This window comes from Kumtagia sp. (assembly GCF_059502445.1).
The window spans coordinates 216,938-235,160 of record NZ_JCACER010000083.1; the positions used below are offsets into that span (position 1 = coordinate 216,938).

General features: G+C 66.6%; 13 protein-coding genes. 5 read left to right on the forward strand and 8 right to left on the reverse strand.

The features are described 5' to 3' along the window. Positions 1–44 precede the first annotated feature (44 nt). Together AC5JDC_RS22980 and AC5JDC_RS22985 are read left to right on the forward strand one after the other, a co-directional pair. Positions 45–2,465, forward strand: coding sequence for a GcvT family protein (locus tag AC5JDC_RS22980; RefSeq protein WP_495844901.1), 2,421 nt, complete (start codon positions 45–47; stop codon positions 2,463–2,465). Positions 2,466–2,763: 298 nt separating this feature from the next. Then, on the forward strand, positions 2,764–3,195 hold the full coding sequence (locus AC5JDC_RS22985; protein ID WP_495844903.1) for a DUF6841 family protein: 432 nt from the start codon (positions 2,764–2,766) through the stop codon (positions 3,193–3,195). A gap of 140 nt (positions 3,196–3,335) precedes the next feature. Here AC5JDC_RS22985 and AC5JDC_RS22990 read toward each other — a convergent pair whose 3' ends face one another. The 8 genes from AC5JDC_RS22990 to gyrA form a co-directional block, all read right to left on the reverse strand. Then, the gene (locus AC5JDC_RS22990) at positions 3,336–5,240 is read right to left on the reverse strand and encodes a glycoside hydrolase family 127 protein (protein WP_495844905.1); all 1,905 of its coding nucleotides are present in this window, start codon (positions 5,238–5,240) and stop codon (positions 3,336–3,338) included. A 299-nt stretch (positions 5,241–5,539) separates the two neighbouring features. Then, entirely contained in the window at positions 5,540–6,607 is a 1,068-nt protein-coding gene (locus AC5JDC_RS22995; RefSeq protein WP_495844906.1) for a LacI family DNA-binding transcriptional regulator, read from the reverse strand. 1 nt (position 6,608) lies between these two features. Next, on the reverse strand, positions 6,609–7,529 hold the full coding sequence (locus tag AC5JDC_RS23000; RefSeq protein WP_495844908.1) for a carbohydrate ABC transporter permease: 921 nt from the start codon (positions 7,527–7,529) through the stop codon (positions 6,609–6,611). Then, complete coding sequence (locus AC5JDC_RS23005) at positions 7,526–8,401, reverse strand: carbohydrate ABC transporter permease (protein WP_495844911.1); 876 nt, start codon at positions 8,399–8,401, stop codon at positions 7,526–7,528. The genes AC5JDC_RS23000 and AC5JDC_RS23005 overlap by 4 nt, the downstream gene beginning before the upstream one ends. Before the next feature lie 102 nt (positions 8,402–8,503). Then, entirely contained in the window at positions 8,504–9,751 is a 1,248-nt protein-coding gene (locus AC5JDC_RS23010) for an ABC transporter substrate-binding protein (protein ID WP_106770354.1), read from the reverse strand. A 749-nt stretch (positions 9,752–10,500) separates the two neighbouring features. Beyond that, on the reverse strand, positions 10,501–10,989 hold the full coding sequence (locus AC5JDC_RS23015) for a DUF992 domain-containing protein (RefSeq protein WP_495844914.1): 489 nt from the start codon (positions 10,987–10,989) through the stop codon (positions 10,501–10,503). 376 nt (positions 10,990–11,365) lie between these two features. After that, positions 11,366–12,709 (reverse strand): tetratricopeptide repeat protein, encoded by a 1,344-nt coding sequence (locus AC5JDC_RS23020; RefSeq protein ID WP_495844916.1) that lies wholly within the window; start codon positions 12,707–12,709, stop codon positions 11,366–11,368. A gap of 379 nt (positions 12,710–13,088) precedes the next feature. Continuing rightward, entirely contained in the window at positions 13,089–15,872 is a 2,784-nt protein-coding gene (gene gyrA / locus AC5JDC_RS23025; protein WP_495844918.1) for a DNA gyrase subunit A, read from the reverse strand. A gap of 270 nt (positions 15,873–16,142) precedes the next feature. On the opposite strand from gyrA, the gene AC5JDC_RS23030 reads away from it, so the two are divergent. The 3 genes from AC5JDC_RS23030 to AC5JDC_RS23040 all read left to right on the forward strand — a co-directional run bounded on the left by AC5JDC_RS23030 (position 16,143) and on the right by AC5JDC_RS23040 (position 18,212). Further along, complete coding sequence (locus AC5JDC_RS23030) at positions 16,143–16,772, forward strand: MarC family protein (RefSeq protein WP_106770359.1); 630 nt, start codon at positions 16,143–16,145, stop codon at positions 16,770–16,772. A gap of 312 nt (positions 16,773–17,084) precedes the next feature. Beyond that, positions 17,085–17,522: a nucleoside diphosphate kinase regulator gene (rnk, locus tag AC5JDC_RS23035; RefSeq protein WP_495844920.1), complete on the forward strand. Its 438-nt coding sequence runs from the start codon at positions 17,085–17,087 to the stop codon at positions 17,520–17,522. A gap of 159 nt (positions 17,523–17,681) precedes the next feature. After that, on the forward strand, positions 17,682–18,212 hold the full coding sequence (locus AC5JDC_RS23040; protein WP_495844922.1) for a GreA/GreB family elongation factor: 531 nt from the start codon (positions 17,682–17,684) through the stop codon (positions 18,210–18,212). The last annotated feature ends 11 nt before the right edge of the window (positions 18,213–18,223 follow it).

Consider the following 18,223-nt stretch of genomic DNA (forward strand, 5'->3'; position numbering starts at 1 on the left):
TCCGCCCGCGCCCCGCCGCGACGGCGGCGCAGGAGGATTCGGGAATGCGCACTCATGCACAGGCAGTCGTCATCGGCGGCGGGCTGGTCGGCTGCTCCATCCTCTACCACCTCGCCAAGCTCGGCTGGAGCGACGTCGTGCTTCTCGAGCGCGACGAGCTGACGTCCGGCTCCACCTGGCATGCCGCCGCCAACATCCACGGGCTGCACGATTCCACCAACATCAGCCGGCTGCAGCACTACACCATGGCGCTCTACAAGGAGCTGGAGGCGGAGACCGGCCAGGGCTGCGGCATCTTCCAGCCGGGCTCGCTCTACCTCGCCCAGACCGAGGCGCGCGAGCATCAGCTGCGCCTGCAGGAAGCCAAGGCGCGCCGCTACGGGATGAACTTTTTCGGGATCGGCCGCGACGAGGCCGAGCGGCTGCACCCGCTGGTCGATTTCGACGGCGTCCGCTGCATCATGTACGAGCCGGAAGGCGGCAATGTCGACCCGTCCGGCGTGACCATGGCCTATGCCGCCGGCGCCCGCCAGCGCGGCGCCGAAATCCACCGCTTCACCCCCGTCATTGGCACGGAGTTCCAGCCGGACGGCTCGTGGATCGTGCGCACGCCGAAGGGCGACATCCGCACCGACTGGGTTGTCAATGCCGCCGGCCTGTGGGGGCGCGAGGTGGCGGCGATGGCGGGGATCGAGCTGCCGCTGATTCCGACCGAGCACCAGTATTTCGTCACCGAGACAATTCCTGAGATCGCGGACCTCGGCCGACGGCTGCCCTCGGTCGCGGATCGCGACGGCGAATATTACCTGCGTCAGGAAGGGCTTGGCCTGCTGATCGGCGCCTATGAGCGCAACATGAAATTCTGGGCCGAGAACGGCACGCCGCAAGACTTCGGCCACGAACTCTTCCCCGACGACCTCGAGCGTATCGAGGAGAACATGATGCGCGCCATCGCGCGCGTGCCGGCGGCCGGCACGGCGGGGGTGAAGCGGGTGATCAACGGCCCGATGATCTGGTCGCCCGACAGCGCTGCCCTGTTCGGCCCGGTCCCGGAACTCTCCAACTATTTCTGCTGCAACGGTATCATCCCCGGCTTCTCGCAATCGGGCGGGCTGGGACGGCTCGCCGCCGAGTGGATGATCGAGGGCGAGCCGTCGCTCGACATGTTCGGCTGGGATCTCGCCCGCTTCGGCGGCTGGGCCGGCAAGGCCTTTACCAGGGCGCGGGTGCAGGACCAGTACAGCCACCGCTTCAAGATCCACTTCCCCAACGAGGAGCGCGCCGCCGGCCGGCCGGTGCGCACGCGGCCCGCCTATGCGATGCAGAAGGACATGGGCGCGGTCTTCGGCCTGAATTTCGGCTGGGAGCATCCGCTGTGGTTCTCGGCCGACGGCGAACCGCGCGAGGAGACGGTCGGTTTTTCCAGGCAGAACTGGTGGGAGCCGGTCGGGCGCGAGGCGCGCATGCTGCGCGAGAACGCCGGCATCATCGATATCTCCAACTTCGCCAAATACGAGGTTCGCGGCCCCGGCGCCGAGGCCTGGCTGAACGCGCTGTTCGCCAACCGCATGCCGACCGGGATCGGCCGCTCCTGCCTGACGCCGCTGATCGGCAGGCGCGGCGGCATCGCCGGCGATTTCACGGTGACGCGGCTCGGTGCCGACGAATTCATGGTGATCGGCTCCGGCATGGCCGAGCGCTATCATCAGCGCTTTTTCCAGGCGGTGCCGCTGCCCGAAGGCACAACATTCCGCTCGCGCACCGAGGCGCTGTGCGGCTTCAACGTCGCCGGCCCGAAATCGCGCGAGCTGCTTTCGCGCCTCACCAACGACGATCTGTCCAGCGTCGCCTTCCCGTTCATGCGCTCGCGCCGCATCACGGTCGCCGGCATCGACGCGGTGGCGCTGCGCGTCTCCTTCACCGGTGACCTCGGCTGGGAGCTGCATTGCGCGGCCGACGACCAGGTCGCGCTCTATGGCGCGCTGCTCGAAGCCGGGCGCGAGCTCGGCGCCGGGCCGGTCGGCTCGCGGGCGCTGATGTCGCTGCGGGTGGAGAAGGGGTATGGCAGCTGGGGCCGAGAATATTCGCCGGAATACTGGCCACAGGAGACCGGCTTCGACCGCCTGATCAAGCTGGACAAGGGCGACTTCCTCAACCGCGACGCCTATGCCGCGCTGGCCGATCGCCCCGCCCGCGACACGCTGGTCACGATCGCCATCGAGGCGAGGGATGCGGACGCCACCGGCGGCGAGCCGATCTTTTTGCCCGACGGCACGCCGGTCGGCCAGGTGACGTCGGGCGCCTATGGCTATTTCGTCGGAAAATCGCTGGCGCTTGGCTACATCAAGGCCGGCTCGGCGAAACCCGGCGACGCGCTGCACGTCGCCATCCTCGGCCGGCCGCACGACGCGGTGCTGCTGGAGCGGCCGCTTTTCGATCCGGAAGGCAAGCGGCTGCGGGGGTAAGTGCGATTGCCCTCATTGCGCTGTGAAGATAGTCGCATACGAAAAATTCGGGAACCGTCCGCCGCACGACACGCCCACCCCTACCCCTCCCCCTTGAGGGGGAGGGGTACTTGGCGAACGCCCTGCCGCGCAAAATCGTCGACGATTAGCGTCAAGAGGACAAGCCAGCCAGCCCCTCCCCCTTGAGGGGAGAGGTAGGGGTGGGGGTATTTCCGATGCCCTCATTGCGGCAGGAGCCCCTATTGGTGGCCGCGGTCATTGCAGCCATACTGCCAGACCGCAATCGGAGACCAGGCCGATGGAGAGTGCCGTAAGGAAGCTGTTCGAGCGATACGAGCGTTTTTTCAATGGGTCCCTCGGCGGCGACATGGACACGGATGAGATCGCATCGCTGTATGCCTCCGATTTCATCGCGGCCTCGCCCGCCGGGGTCATGACCGGAAAGAACGACGACCGGCTCAAGCAGGTCATGGCGCAAGGCTATTCGCATTATCGGGCGATAGGCACCAAGGAGATGCGGATACGCAAAATCCGCCTCTCCGAAATAGACGAACTTCATTGCGTGGCGCATGTCGCCTGGACCGCAACCTATGCCCGCAAGGACCAGCCGGACACAGCGATCGATTTCGACGTCCACTACCTCGTTCAGAGCCTGGACGGAGGGCCGAAGGTTTTCGGCTGGGTGTCGGGCGACGAGCAGGCGCTTCTGAGAAAGCATGGCATCGTCTAGCGGCCTCCCGCCGCCCGTTTGAGGCAGGCTCGACGTCTTGCTCTCAAATTCAGCCGTGGTTTGCCGCCCGTCCGGACGCAGCCGATTTCACCTATGACGCGCTCGCAGGCCTGAACGGCTCCCGGATCGGAAGCGCCGCTTCAACCCTCCGAAATCCAGACCTGCATCGACCCCTTCTCCCGGTTGTTCCACAGATAATAGGGCACGGCCGTCAGCCGTGCTGGCTGCGCTTCGGGAGGCCGGGTGCGGTAGAGCGACTGATCCCAGCCGGCGTCCGTCAGTCGCCGGGCATCCGCCGCGAGAACGACGACGCCGTCGAACAGGTCGCGACGTTCCTCCACATCGATACTGGCGTCCCGCGGCAGCTGCAGTTGCTGGACGCGCCCGCCGGGATTGTCGGTCTCCTCGACGCAGTAGACGAGCGGCCCGCGCTTCAGCGCCACCCGGCCGACATTCTCCTTCACCAGCGGATGGGCGTAGATGCGCTCGGCGGGCATCGGCAGCTCCAGCGCGATCCTGTCGCCGGCTTGCCAGAGGCGCGAGACCGACAGGTAGCCGTTCTCCACCGAGGCGGCGACCTCGACCGGTTCGCCATTGACCGAAACCTCGGCGCCACCGGCCCAGCCGGGGATGCGCAGCTTCACCGTGAAGTCAAAAGGCGCCTGCGGGGTCACCTCGATGCGGATCGAGCCTGACCACGGATAGGCGCTGGTCTCGCGCAGGAGAACCTTGCCACCGGCCAGGTCGACCTCCGTCGAAATGCCGCCATAGAGATGGAAGGCGACGGCATCGTCGCTCGCCGAGACGAAATAGCCGCCGACCGAGGCGATCAGGCGCGAGGCGTTCATCGTGCAGCACGGGCAAGTGTGCCAGGCCCAACGGCTGTGGCGGCCGTCGCTGTCCAGCGGGTTGGAGTAGAAATAATGCTCGCCGTCGCGCGACAGGCCGCCCAGCGCATTGTTGAACAGGGCCTGCTCCAGCATGTCGGCATATTTTCCGTCGAGGTCGAGATGCAGCATGCGCTGCGCCCAGAAGATCAGCGCCACCGATGCGCAGGTCTCGGCATAGGCCGTGTCGTTGGGCAAATCGTAGTCCTCGGTGAAACCCTCGTTCGCGGCGGCCGGGCCGAGGCCGGAGGTGATATAGATCTTGGAGGCCATGACGTCGGCCCACAGCACCTCGCAGGCGCGCTTGAGGCTGTCGTCCTTCAGTTCGGCGGCGAGATCGGCCATGGCGGAAAACATGTACATCGCCCGGACCGCGTGGCCGACCACCTTGGTCTGCTCGCGCACCGGCTTGTGCGATTGGTTGTACTCGTAGCTTTTTGCCCAGAAGTCCGTCGGTTTTTCGCCGCGATCGACCGCTTCCTGGTCGAAATAATGCGGTTTTCGGCCGCGTTCGTCGATAAAATAGGCGGCAAGATCGAGATGTCTGCGCTCGCCGGTGATGCGGTAGAGCTTGACCAGCGCCAGCTCGATCTCCTGGTGGCCGTCATAGCCGCGCTTCTGGCCCGGCTCCGGCCCGAAGGTTTTCCGCACATGCTCGACATAGCGCTCAAGAATGTCGAGCAGCCGGCGCCGGCCGGTAGCCAGGAAATAGGCGATGCCGCCCTCCAGCAAATGGCCGAGATTGTAGAGCTCGTGATTGTCGCGCAGATTGGTCCAGCGCCTGTCGGGCTCGCGCTGAAGATACCAGCAGTTGAGATAGCCGTCCGGCGCCTGTGCTCTTTCCAGATCGTCGGTGATCGCCTCGATCTTCGCCTCGATGTCGGCGTCGCGTCGGTGCGACAGCGCATAGGACGCCGCCTCGATCCATTTGCCGACGTCGGAGTCCCAGAACACCTGGACGGTGAAATTGTGCTCGTTGCGGGGAAAGCGCAGCGGCGGCGGCGGGTTCGGCAAGGTCAGCGCTTCCAGGATGCCGTGCCTGCCGAGCTGGACGTGCTGGCTCGGGATGGTCTTCGTCAGCACCGTCTCCAGCCGCTCGCGCCAGAACTGCCCCTCCAGCGCCACGTCGACGAAACGAACCGGCCTGAACGTGCCCATCATGTCTCTCCTTTCGAAGCCACCTCTAGCCCCTCGTCCTTGTGGGCAGGGCAATCGCGTATGAGCTCACCCCCACCCCTAACCCCTCCCCACAAGGGGGAGGGGGACTGGCTGGCCTCTCCGCCAGGCGACAATCGTCAACGGTTTCGCATGGCATTCCGGCAGCAAAGTCCCCTCGCCCTTGTGGGGAGGGGTTAGGGGTGGGGGTAAGCCACCACCGCATTCCTCGCCGTTTGCCACATGCGATTGCCCTGCCTTATAGGGAGGAGTTAGGAGTGGGGCTGAAAGACGCGCTCGGCTCACCCCCCGCCTCCCCCGACAGACGACTCGCGCACGACCAGCGAGCACGGCCGGCGCTCGACGCCGCTCAGTTTTCGGCCGGCGATCATCTCGAGCAGGCTGTCGCCGGCCTCGCGGCCCAGCGCCTTGAGGTTCATGTCGATGCTGGTGAGCGGCGGCCGCGCCGCCAGCGCCATCACGTCCCAATTGTCGAAGCCGACGATGGCGACGTCGCCGGGCACCGCGACCCCCATCTCGCGCAAGGCGTCGGCGGTGCCGCGGGCGATCTGGTCGTTGCCGCAGAAGATGGCGTCGGGCTTTTCCCGCCGCGCGAAAAGCTCCGCGGCCACCTCCCTGCCCCAGGCTTCCGACCAGACGCCCGGGCGGTAGAAGCCGTCGATCTCGGCAAGTCCCGCCCGGGACAGGGCGGAGCGATAGCCTTGTCGCCGCAGCCGCACCGCCTCGAAATGCTCCGGCCCGGTGATGTGGGCGATGCGTTTTCGCCCGAGCGCGGCGAGATGGCCGACCGCCAGCACCGCCCCGCCCACGTCGTCGGGAAGCAGCGACAGCGCGCCGGGATCGTCGGCCTGCGAGAACACGTAGACGACGGGCAGCCCGTGCGCCAGCGGCCCGATCGGCGGCCGCTTGTCGGCACGCCGCGCCGTCACCACCAGCCCGTCGATGCGCTTGCCCAGCAACTGGTCGAGATGCTGGCGCTCGCGCGCCGGATCGTCGGTGGCGTTGCACATGAACACCGCGATCCCCTCCTCGGCCAGCCGGTTCTCCAGTGCCTCGACGATCGGGAAGGTGAAGCGGCCGAAACTGTCGTTGGAGATGATGCCGATGGTGCGCGACTTCGCCCGGTGCAGGCTCTGCGCCAGGTCGTTCGGCCGGTAGCCGATCTCGCGGGCGACGCGCAGCACCTTTTCGCGCGTCTCCTGGCTGAGCCGCCCGCCGGCGTTCAGCGCCTTCGACGCCGTGCCGATCGACACGTTGGCGATGCGCGCGACATCGCGGATGGTCGGCGCCCCGCCGAAGGCGGCGCCCGGCACACGCGTTTCCACAACCGGCGGGTCGGAATCCTGCATGCTACTTGACCGCGCCGTTGAGGAAGCCGGCCATGTAGTATTTCTGCAAGAGCAGGTAGAAGGCCATGCAGGGGATGATCGAGACGGTGATGCCGGCCTGCAGCATGCCCCAGTCGGTGCCGCCGATGCTGGTCTGCTGCCGGGCCGCGGCGAGGATCAGCGGCAGGGTGAAGGAGGAATCCTTGTTCATGATCACCAGCGCCGCCAACAACTCGTTCCACGAGGTGATGAAGGCGAACAGCGACACCGTGATCATCGCCGGCACCACCGCCGGCAGGCAGATGCGCGTCAGCACCTGAAAACTGTTGCAGCCGTCCATGATGGCGGCTTCCTCCAGCTCGCGCGGCACCGCCTCGAAGGCGTTGCGCATGACGTAGATGCTGAACGGCAGCTGGATGGCGGTGTGGACGATGGCGAGCCCGACCAGCGAATTGTGCAGTTTTAGCTCGACGAACAGGAAGAACAGCGGCGTCAGCAGCGCCTGGTAGGGCACGATCAGGCCGACCAGGAGGATGACGAACAGCGCCTCCTTGCCGGGAATGCGGAATTTCGCCAGCCCGTAGCCGGCGGGCACAGTCAGCGCCAGGCAGAAGACGATGGTGAGCAGCGCCGCACCCAGGCTGTTGGCGAAATAGGTCGGCAGGCCGGCCTGGTAGTTCCACAGCCGCTCATAGCTGTCGAGGCTGAGGGCATGCGGAAAATAGGTCGGCGGCACCGCGGCCGCCTCCTGCGTCGACTTCAGCGAGGCGAGCACCGAGGCGACCAGCGGCAGCAGCATGACCGTGCACAGCGCCACGCAGAGCGCGGCGACGAGGTATTTCTGCCTGCCCTCGACGAAGCCGGCCACCAGCCCCGCCCTTGCCCCGCGGTGGGCTGGGGACCGCGCCAGGTCGCGCATCGCGGCGTCGTCGAAGGCGCTCATGCGTGGCTCCGGCGGCTGAGCAGCATCTGCAAAACCGTGCAGACCAGGATGATGCCGGCCAGGATCAGCGACAGCGCCGCGCCGTAGCCGAGCTTCAGATAGGGGAAGGAGTTCAGGTAGATCAGGAACACCGACGTCGCCGTCAGGTTGCGCGGCTGGCCGGCCGTCATGATGTAGAACTGGTCGAAGGCGAGCAGCGAGCCGATGACGCTGACCAGCGTGACCAGCAGGATGGTTCGGGCGGTGAGCGGCAGGACGATCATGCGCACGCGCTGCCAGTAGCTGGCGCCGTCGACCATGGCCGCCTCGCCGATGTCCTGCGGGATGGCGTGGATGGCGGCGACGAACAGGATGGTGCCGAAGCCGACCACCTTCCAGACGATCGAGGCGATCACCGCCCACATGGAGATGTCAGCGTCGGCGCCGAACCAGACGACGGGCCTGGCGATCACGCCGAGATCGATCAGCGCCCGGTTGATCAGCCCGAAATCATAGCTGAACAGCCAGTACCAGAGCAGGCTGGAGGCGCCGAGCCCGATCACCACCGGCGCGAACACGACGCTGCGGGTGAATTGCCTCAGCGGCCGGTTCTCGGCCGTCAGCAGCGCGATGAGGTAGCCGGCGATCATCAGGATCGGCGTGATCAGCAGCGTGTATTTCAGCGTGAAGCCGAGCGACATCCAGAACTGCGGGTCGTTCCATGCCCGGACGAAATTGCCGAAGCCGATGAACTTCTTGTCGGCGATCAGCGACCAGTTGTGCAGCGACATCCACGCCATCTGGGCGAGCGGATAGACGGTGAAGACCAGCACGAAGGCGAGCGCCGGCGCGACGTAGAGAAGCCCGACATATCTGCTTTTACCGCTCTGCATGGACCCTGCTCGGCTGCGCGTCCGGCGAGCCGGACAGGATTGCTCGAAACGGGCCGCGGCGCCGGCCCCAGGCGCCGCCGCGGCCCTCGGCGAAGCACGCCTTTATTCGGCGGCGATCGCCTTCATCTGCGCCTTGGCATCGGCAATGATCGTGTCGAGGTCGGTGTCCTCGTAATAGGCGCGCTGCAGCATCTGCAGCCACGGTCCCTGCGGCGAGTTGATCAGCTCGAAGAACTTCAGCGTGTAGGGGGTCTTGGCGACCGCGATCGCCTTGGCGACCTGCTGCACCTTCGGCTCGGCGGCGAAATACTTGTTCTCGGTCATGTCGCCGCGCGTCGTCATGTTCAGCATTTTTGCGTAGACCTCGACCTGGGTCTCGTCTGACAGCAGGAACTTCATGAAGTCGACCGCGTCGTCGACGCGCTTGCTGCCCTTGGGGATGGTGACGATATCGCCGCCGGCAAAGGACGAGACCTGGCCGCTGGTCACGCCCGGCAGCAGCGCGATGCCGAAATCCATCGACGGATTCTGCTCCTTGGCCAGCGTGATGTTGAAGTTGCCGGTGCCCATCATGCCGATCTTGCCGGAGCCGAAGCGCAGGTGGAACGTCTCGCCCGTCTCGGCGCGCGCGTCCTCGTGCACGTTGCCCGCCTTGACCATGTCGCGGGCCCATTGCAGCACTTCCTTGACGCCGTCGCCGTCGAGCGGCTCGCCATTGGCAGCTTCCGGCTCGACGGTGGCGCCGGCCGCCCACATCAGCGGCGCGACGGTGAAGATGTTGCAGCCGGCGCAGGAGCCGGCCAGGAAATAGCCCTTCACGTCGCCGCCGAGCGCGGTGATCTTGTCGGCATACTCGCGGATCTCGGCCAGATTCGTCGGCGGCTTCTCCGGGTCGAGCCCGGCCTTCCTGAACAGGTCCTTGTTGTAGAACAGCGCCGACACGTCGGCATAGAGCGGCACGCCGTAGATCCGGCCCTCATAGGTCGACACCGCCATGTGGCCTTGAACGGCGGTTTTCAACTCGGGCCAGTCCTTGACCTTGTCGGTGATGTCGACGAGCTGCCCCGCCGCCTCGAACTGCGGCCCGTAGATCAGGTCCATGCCCATCAGGTCGGGCACCTCGCCCGAGGCGATCGCCTGGGCGATCTTCGGCACCATGTCGGTATGCGGGATGTAGGTCAGGTTGATCTTGCGGTCGGGGTTCTTCTCGTTCCAGGCCGCGACCAGCGCGTCGACCATGCCGGCATTGCCGCCGCTGCGCTCCCACATCTGCAGGTCCTCGGCCAGCGCCGGCAGCGCGACCGCCGCCAGCAGGCCCGCCAGCGCGGCCTTCCATAAACGCAAGCTCATAGGTTCCTCCCTTTGGCCAGCTCGCATCGTTCTTCTTGGGAAAAGCTTTTCTCAATCCTCCCGCAACAAGCCCGCTTGATGGACGCCAGCTCGTTGGGAAAAGCTTTTCTCAAGTCATAAACGCATATTTTGGGGAGGGGTGCAATGGCATGAAGAGGGAACTGTTGGCGACGTCCTGGGGATGCCGGGCCGATCAGCCGCTCCGTACATTCCGACGGTGCGGACGACGGTCGAAGCGCGCTCCTCAATCTATGCCGTGGAGGTGCAACGGTCGTTCATCTGCTTCTCAACTGCCCAGACCACGTCAACTTTCGAGCCGCTCCATACAAGCTGATGAAATATAAGGGCAAACATACGATCTATGAACCGCAATCGACCACGGCTCGTCTGCACGGTTCTCGCCGCAATGTGAAGGAACTATAGGGACACGAATCGGCTGAACATCGCTACAATCGCCGACGGACGACGGCGAGCACTTGCCAGTTGATTCGCCGTCGTCCGATGCAGCGCAGGAGGCTCCAATGGAACCGCCTTAGCTTACCCCGGAGAAAGCCGAGTTAACCGGCCCCATCCGGCAGCGCCCGCGAGAGGCGTATCGGAATCGGGGCGCGCGCCCCGATTCCACCTCGCGAGAGTGTTCCTCCCCGCCGAGTTGGTCAAGAAACGAAGTGTTGATCCGTTTGAGGCCTCGGCGGCCTTCCCGAGCATAACACTGCCGCCCATGCGGGCGCCCGCAGCCACGCCGCCCATCACTTCGCCGCGACCAGCTCCACCTCCTCGACGCCGGCCGCGATGCCGACGCCGGGCTCGCCCTCGACCGCCAGCGGCTGCAGCGAGAAAGACTTGCCGATGCCGCCGACCAAAACGTCGACGCCGAGCCCGATGCCAGCCGCGACGGAAGCGGCGACGCCGCCGTATTTTCCGGCGAGCAGGCCGCTTCCCGGAGCGGGCGAGGCCGCGAACACGCCCCAGACGAGATGCCCCTCCTCCACCTCGCCGAGTTCGATGCCGTACTGATGGATCGTGCCGGTGTACTTCTCGACCTGGCCGTTGGTATGTGTGAACGTGCATGCCATCGTCTGCTTGCGCACGAGGATCTTGCCGATGCCGATCGACGTGTCGCATTTGAGCAGGCCGATCTGCGTGTTGGACCAGGCCGGGCCGCCGAACGACAGTGAAAGCGCGCTAGCCGCGCCGGCGATCGATGCAATTCGACAGAATTTCGATGTATTTTTCATTTCGGTGGCTCCCTCATGTCAAATTCTGATCCGACTTGTCAGAATTAAACGCCTCCGGCGTTTTCAGCAATCGCCCGCGGCGGAGCGGTCGCCTGAGGGACTCCCGGCGACCTTTGTCCATGATACGCCGGTCCTGGAGCGGCGGCGCGTGGGCCGAGAAGACGCCGGCCGCGGTCATGCGGGGAAACGCAGGGCATCCCGGCACGCCGGGTCCGACGGCAACCGCCGGCCGGCTCCGCTACCTCTCGGAACACGATCCTGGACGATGCGACCGGGCCGATCCGAGATATGAGAATCCGATATCCCCGACGGGATAACGGGCGAAACGAGCCCGCGTGGCGGTCGACAGGCGTTTTCCCGGCCGGAATCCCAAACCTCACGCCGCCTTGCGCGCGGTCACGACCAGCCCGATCACCGGCTCGGCATTCTCGCTTCTCAGCGCCTCGCGCTTGCACGGCCGCACCGAAAACCCCGCCGCCGCCAGGCAGCGCCGCACATAGGCTTCGCAATGCGTGTAGCGGCCGTTGACGGCGAGCCGGAACGAGCCGTCCGCCTCGTCCATCGCCTCGACGGTGAACACCAGCACGCCGCCGGGCCTGAGCGCCTTCGCCGCCGCCTCAGCGAATTCCTCGAGGCGGCCGAAATAGCAGAGCGTGTCGGCGGAGGCGATCACGTCGTAGCTGTCCGGCCGGGCCTGCAGGCAGGCGGTCAGCTCGGCGCGATCCAGCCGGTCGTACAAACCGAGCTTCGCGGCCTTGGCGAGCATGCCCTCCGACAGGTCCACACCGTCCAGTCGCCCGGCATGCGGCCTGAGATGTTTGGCGCATTTGCCGGTGCCGCAGCCGGCGTCGAGCACGGCAAGTCCGCTCGCATCGGCGCCGACCGCGTCCCGCACCGCGGCGCCGACGATCTCCGGCGCACGATAGTCGAGGCTCTCCAGCTTGGCGTCGAACGAGCCCGCGAACGTGTCGAACAGCTTGCTGACATAGACGTCGGGCGCCCGTTCCGGCACGTTCTCGCCGGTCATCGAGGCGCGCATGTGCTGCGCCTGCGGGTCGTCGGGATTGGCATCGGCCCACTTCTTCACGAAGTCGATGGCGACGTCCTTCAGCCCGGCGAACCAGTAGGCGAGCGCCAGGAAATGCGCCGGCACGGCCTTGTCGGGCCAATGCACGATCGCCTTCCAGAAATGGTCGATCGCCTCCCGGGCGCGGCCGCTGTCGAGCAGGATGGCGGCGAGGTTCTGGTGGGCGACGCCGAATTCCGGATTGACCTCCACCGCCTTGCGCAGCAGCTTTTCGGCAAAACCGACATTGCCGGCGTGTTTCACGATCGAGGCGAGATTGCAGTAGGGATCGGCGAGATCGGGGTCGAGCTCGATCGCCTTGTCGTAAGCGTCGACGGCCGCGTCGATATCGCCGAGCTCGACATAGGCGTTGCCGAGGTTGTTGCGGATGCCGGCATGGCGCGGCGCCACCTCCGCCGCGCGCTTCAGCGTCTCGACGCTGCTTTCCGCACCGTGCAGATGAAAGCGCACCACCCCGAGGCAGCTCAGCGCATCGGCATTGTCCGGGGCGATTTCGATGACGTTCTCAAGGAGCCCGGCCGCCGCCTTGAGCTGCTTCTTGCGCACCAGCTCGCGCGCCATGGCGATCGCTTCGTCGACGCTGAGCAGCGCATTGCCGTCCTCGTCGATTTCGGGCGGCTTGACGTCCTGCATGGCCCGCTCCGCTGTCCATCGGAAATCGGCGCGCGCAAACGACCCAGCGCCGCCAAGAGGAATGCCGCAGCGTGGCGGTCGAATGTAACAGGCAAAGTGCGTGCCGGGCGGCTTGCGTAACGGGCAGTGAAGCAGCGGCGGCGCGCGGCCGCTGTCATGCGAGGGCACTCACATATGGGTGTACCCCACGCTAACCCCTCCAGGGGCAAGGCCTATCGCATTTGAGTTTACCCCCACCCCTAACCCCTCCCCTCAAGGGGGGAGGGGGACCGGCTGGCATCTCGGCCGAGCACTAATCGTCGACGGTTTTGCGCTGCATAGCGGCCGCAAAGTCCCCTCCCCCTTGTGGGGAGGGGTTAGGGGTGGGGCCCGCGACGCCTCAGCCTTCGGCCGGCGGCTCGTCCGGCTGCGCCACGTCGCCCTCGCCCTGCGGCTCGGAGATGCGCTCGACCGACACGACCTTCTCGCCCTCGGCGGTCCGGAAGATGGTAACGCCCTTGGTGGCGCGGCTGGCGAAGCGGATGCCCTCGACCGGCACGCGGATCACCTGGCCGCCGTCGGAGACCAGCATGATCTGGTCGTCATGCCCGACCGGGAAGGCGGCGACCAGGCGGCCGATGTCGCCGTCCTTCGGATTGGCGGGGTCGCCGACCTTGGAGACGTCGGTGGCGCGGATGCCCTTGCCGCCGCGCCCGGTGACGCGGAAATCGTAGGAGGAGGAGCGCTTGCCGTAGCCGTAGGCGGTCACCGTCAGCACGAACTGCTCGTGCTGCCTCAGGGTTTCGTAGAGCTCGTCGGAAAGCTGCGCGTCCTCGCCGACCTCCTCGTTGGTCAGCGCGATCTCGTCCTCTTCGCCGCCGCCGGAAAGCAGCCGGCGCTCGGCGACGGAGCGCTTCAGATAGGCGGAGCGCTCGGCCGGCGAAGCGTCGACATGCTCGAGGATGGCCATCGAGATCACCCGGTCGCCGTCGCCCAGCGAGATGCCGCGCACGCCGACGGAGTTGCGGCTCTGGAAGACGCGCACGTCGCCGACGGCGAAGCGGATGCACTGGCCCGAGCCGGCGGTGAGCAGCACGTCGTCAAGCTCGGTGCAGGTCTCGACGCCGAGAATCTCGTCGCCCTCCTCCTCGAGCTTCATGGCGATCTTGCCGTTGCGGTTGACCTGCACGAAGTCCGACAGCTTGTTTCGCCGCACGGTGCCGCGCGTGGTGGCGAACATCACGTCGAGATCGGCCCAGCTGTCCTCGTCCTCCGGCAGCGGCAGGATGGCGGTGATGCGGTCGCCGCTCTCGATCGGCAGAAGGTTGATCAGCGCCTTGCCGCGCGACTGCGGGTTGCCGATCGGCAGGCGCCAGACCTTCTCCTTGTAGACGATGCCGCGCGAGGAGAAGAACAGCACCGGCGTGTGGGTGTTGGCCACGAACAGCCGGGTGACGAAATCCTCGTCCTTGGTCGACATGCCGGAGCGGCCCTTGCCGCCGCGGTTCTGCGCCCGGTAGATCGACAGCGGCACGCGCTTGATGTAGCCCGCATGGGTCACCGTGACGACCATGTCCTCGCGCTGGATGAGGTCCTCGTCGTCCATGTCGGCGCCGCCGTCGGCGAGCTCGGTGCGGCGCGGCGTGCCGAACTCGTCGCGCACGGCCGCGAGCTCGTCCTTGACGATCTGCTGGATGCGCACGCGCGACGACAGGATATCGAGGAATTCCGAAATCTCGGCGCCGATCTCGTTCAGCTCGTCGGCGATCTCGTCGCGGCCGAGCCCGGTCAGGCGCGACAGTTGCAACGCGAGGATGGCACGCGCCTGCTCTTCCGACAAATTGTAGGTGCCGTCGTCGTTGATGCGGTGGCGCGGGTCGTCGATCAGGCGGATCAGCGCCTCGACGTCGGCCGACGGCCAGCGCCGGGTCATCAGCTGCTCGCGCGCCGTCTGCGGATCGGGCGCATGGCGGATCAGCTTGATCACCTCGTCGATGTTGGCGACGGCGATCGCCAGGCCGACCAGCACGTGGGCGCGGTCGCGCGCCTTGCGCAGCAGGTATTTCGTGCGGCGGCTGATCACCTCCTCGCGGAAGGAGACGAAGGCGCGCAGCACGTCGAGCAGCGTCAGCACCTCCGGCTTGCCGCCGTTCAGCGCCACCACATTGGCGCCGAACGAGGTCTGCAGCGGCGTGAAGCGGTAGAGCTGGTTGAGGATCACCTCGGAATTGGCGTCGCGCTTCAGTTCGATGACGACGCGGTAGCCCTGGCGGTCGCTCTCGTCGCGGATGTCGGAGATGCCTTCGATGCGCTTGTCGCGCACCAGCTCGGCCATCTTCTCGATCATCGTCGCCTTGTTCACCTGATAGGGAACCTCGGTGATGATGATGGCCTCGCGCTCGCCGCGGATCTCCTCGGTGTGGACGCGGCCGCGCATGATGATCGAGCCGCGGCCGGTGGAATAGGCGCTGTAGATGCCGGAGCGGCCGAGGATGATGCCGCCGGTCGGGAAATCCGGGCCGGGGATGATCTCCATCAGATCCGTCAGGTCGATCGCCGGGTTGTCGATCAGCGCGATGCAGGCGTTGACGACTTCCGTCAGATTGTGCGGCGGGATGTTGGTGGCCATGCCGACGGCGATGCCGCCGGAGCCGTTGACCAGCAGGCTGGGGAAGCGCGCCGGCAGGACGCGCGGCTCCCGGCCGGAGGCGTCGTAGGTCTCCTGGAAGTCGACGGTGTCCTTGTCGATATCCTCCAGCAGTTCGTGCGCGACCTTGGTCAGCCGCGATTCCGTGTAGCGCATCGCCGCCGGCGGATCGCCGTCGATGGAGCCGAAATTGCCCTGCCCGTCGATCAGCGGCACGCGCATCGACCAGTCCTGCGCCATGCGGACCAGCGCGTCGTAGATCGAGGCGTCGCCATGCGGATGGTATTTACCCATCACGTCGGCGACCGGGCGGGCCGACTTCACATATTTGCGGTTCCAGTGATAGCCGCTCTCATGCGAGGCATAGAGGATGCGCCGGTGCACCGGCTTCAGGCCGTCGCGCACGTCGGGCAGCGCGCGGCTGACGATCACGCTCATGGCGTAGTCGAGGTAGGAGCGCTGCATTTCCTCGATGATCGAGATCGGCTCGATATCGGATGGGCCGTCGGGCCCGCGCGGAATGTTTTGGTCGGTCAAATTGCTTCACGAAGAATTGGGAATCGATGTCGTCTTATATAGGAAGCGGCGGGAATTGGCCAATCCCGCCGGGCTTTCCCCGCGGGAATTTCCTGAAATAAAACACACCTTTAGGTTGGGTCGCGAAATGTCGCAGGCGGATGCCGGCGACCATGCGGCCGAATTGCGGCGCAAGCGCGGACAGCCGCGCCCGGCCCTCGGAAGCGTCGGGCCGTCCGCGACTGGCGGCGGCACCCGCCTTCGGCTACGTTCGCTGCGTGGGGAGCGGCCATGCCGAGCGTCGACAGCCTGTTCAGTGCCTTCCTGACGATCCTGGTCACCATCGATCCGCCCGGGCTGGCGCCGCTGTTCCTGGCGCTGACGCGCGGCATGAACCGCGAGGAGCGGCGCCAGGTATCCGTGCGGGCAACCCTGATCGCCTCGGCGATCATGGTGCTGTTCGCCGTCGCCGGCGCGGTGATCCTGAGCGTGCTCGGCATCACGCTGCCGGCATTCCGCGTCGCCGGCGGGCTGCTGCTGTTCTACATCGCCTTCGAGATGGTGTTCGAGCGCCGCCAGGACCGCAAGGAAAAGAGCGCCGACGTCGCCGTCAGCAAGGACCACATCCAGGACATCGCCGCCTTCCCCCTGGCGATCCCGCTGATCGCCGGTCCCGGCGCCATCTCGGCGACCGTGCTTCTGTCCGGAACCTTCCAAGGCATCGCCGCCAAGAGTGCGCTGGTCGGCATCATCCTGGTCTGCCTGGCATTGACCTATCTCGTCTTCGTGCTCGCCGAGCGCATCGACCGCTTTCTCGGCCAGACCGGCCGCTCGATCCTGACGCGGCTGCTCGGCGTGCTGCTCGCCGCGCTGGCGGTGCAGTTCGTCGCCGACGGCGTCAGGGCGCTGATGGCGGCATAGCCCGGCCGGCTGCAGCCCCGCCGGCGAAAACCGGCAAACGCCTTGCCTTGACTTCCCGACACGGCTCGGGAACAATCCGGCGCATGTTCGGCTCACAGAAAATCGCAGGCGATTTTCCCTTCCGGGTCTGTCCCATCGCGGGACGGTAACCCGCGGCTCGGCCCTGCGCCCCGAGCCGTGGGGCGGTCATGCCAGTGGTAAAGCATAAGCCGAGGGCCTGACAGGCCCGGCCTGGCGCGGCGCAATCACCTCACTTCCGTTCAATCGCCCCAGCGGGCGCAATGCCGCCATGCGGCCACATGGAACCATGTCATGACCACCCTGCCCGAGGCCCGGCGCAAGCCCGCCATCACCATCGCCAGATCGGAGCACCAGCGCCTGCTCTCCTTCGCCACCGCGCTCGAAAGCCGCGACCCCGATCTGGCGGAGACGCTGCTCGGCGAATTGGAGCGTGCCCGCATCGTCGACGATCACCGGCTCGCCGGATCGGTGGTGCGGATGGGATCGACCGTGCGGTATCAGGCTGGCGACGAGACCAGGACGGTCACCCTCGTCTATCCGGCGGAAGCCGACATCGCGCTCGGCAGGGTCTCGGTGCTCACGCCGGTCGGTGCCGCTCTGCTTGGTCTTTCCGCGGGCCAGTCGATCGACTGGACGGACCGCAACGGCCGTCGCCACGATCTGACGGTTGTTCGGGTCGGGAGCGAAGACACTGCCCGGCCCGGGGATCGGAGCGCCGCCGCCCGATGAGCGCGATCCATCGAGGCGAAGACGGGGCCGGACCCAGCAGCGGACTCCGGCCGGGATCGCCATCCTGCACCGCCGGATCGGACCGGCGGCTGCCCGGGAGGACGCGCCGTCGTAAATTCCCGACCGCCGACGACGCCGCGGCGCGGCGGGAGGCCGGCGATGCGCCCTGATCAGCCCTGCCTGCTCACGACCAAGGATTTGGCCATCCTCGAGGTCATGCTCAGGCGCTGCCTGGGGCGTGACGACCCGCTTCGCCCGATCATCGCGGCAAAACTCGCCGCCGCCCGGGTCGTCCTTCACGAGGATATTCCGGCCGGTGTGGTCACGCTGAACAGTCGCGTCCGCTACCGGGCCGGCGACGGACCTGTGCAGACCCGCGTCATCAGCCATGACGAGATGCATGGGCTGGTCGGCTCGATCCTGCCGATCCGGCAGCCGCGCGGCCTGGCGCTGCTCGGCCTGGCCGAAGGCCAGTCCTTCGCCGTCATGCAGAACAGCGGGCAGGCGACGGCGATGACGGTGCTGGAGGTCGTCTATCAGCCGGAGGCGGCCCGCCATGCGCGGAGCAAGCTGTCCGGCGCCTATGCAGCGCCACGCCTGCGCCTTGTCCACGACGCGGGACCCCTTTTACAGGGGACGGCCGCGCGGCCCCCGACCAATTCCGACGATCCCGGCCCCGCCGTCGCATGAGCCGCGGCCGA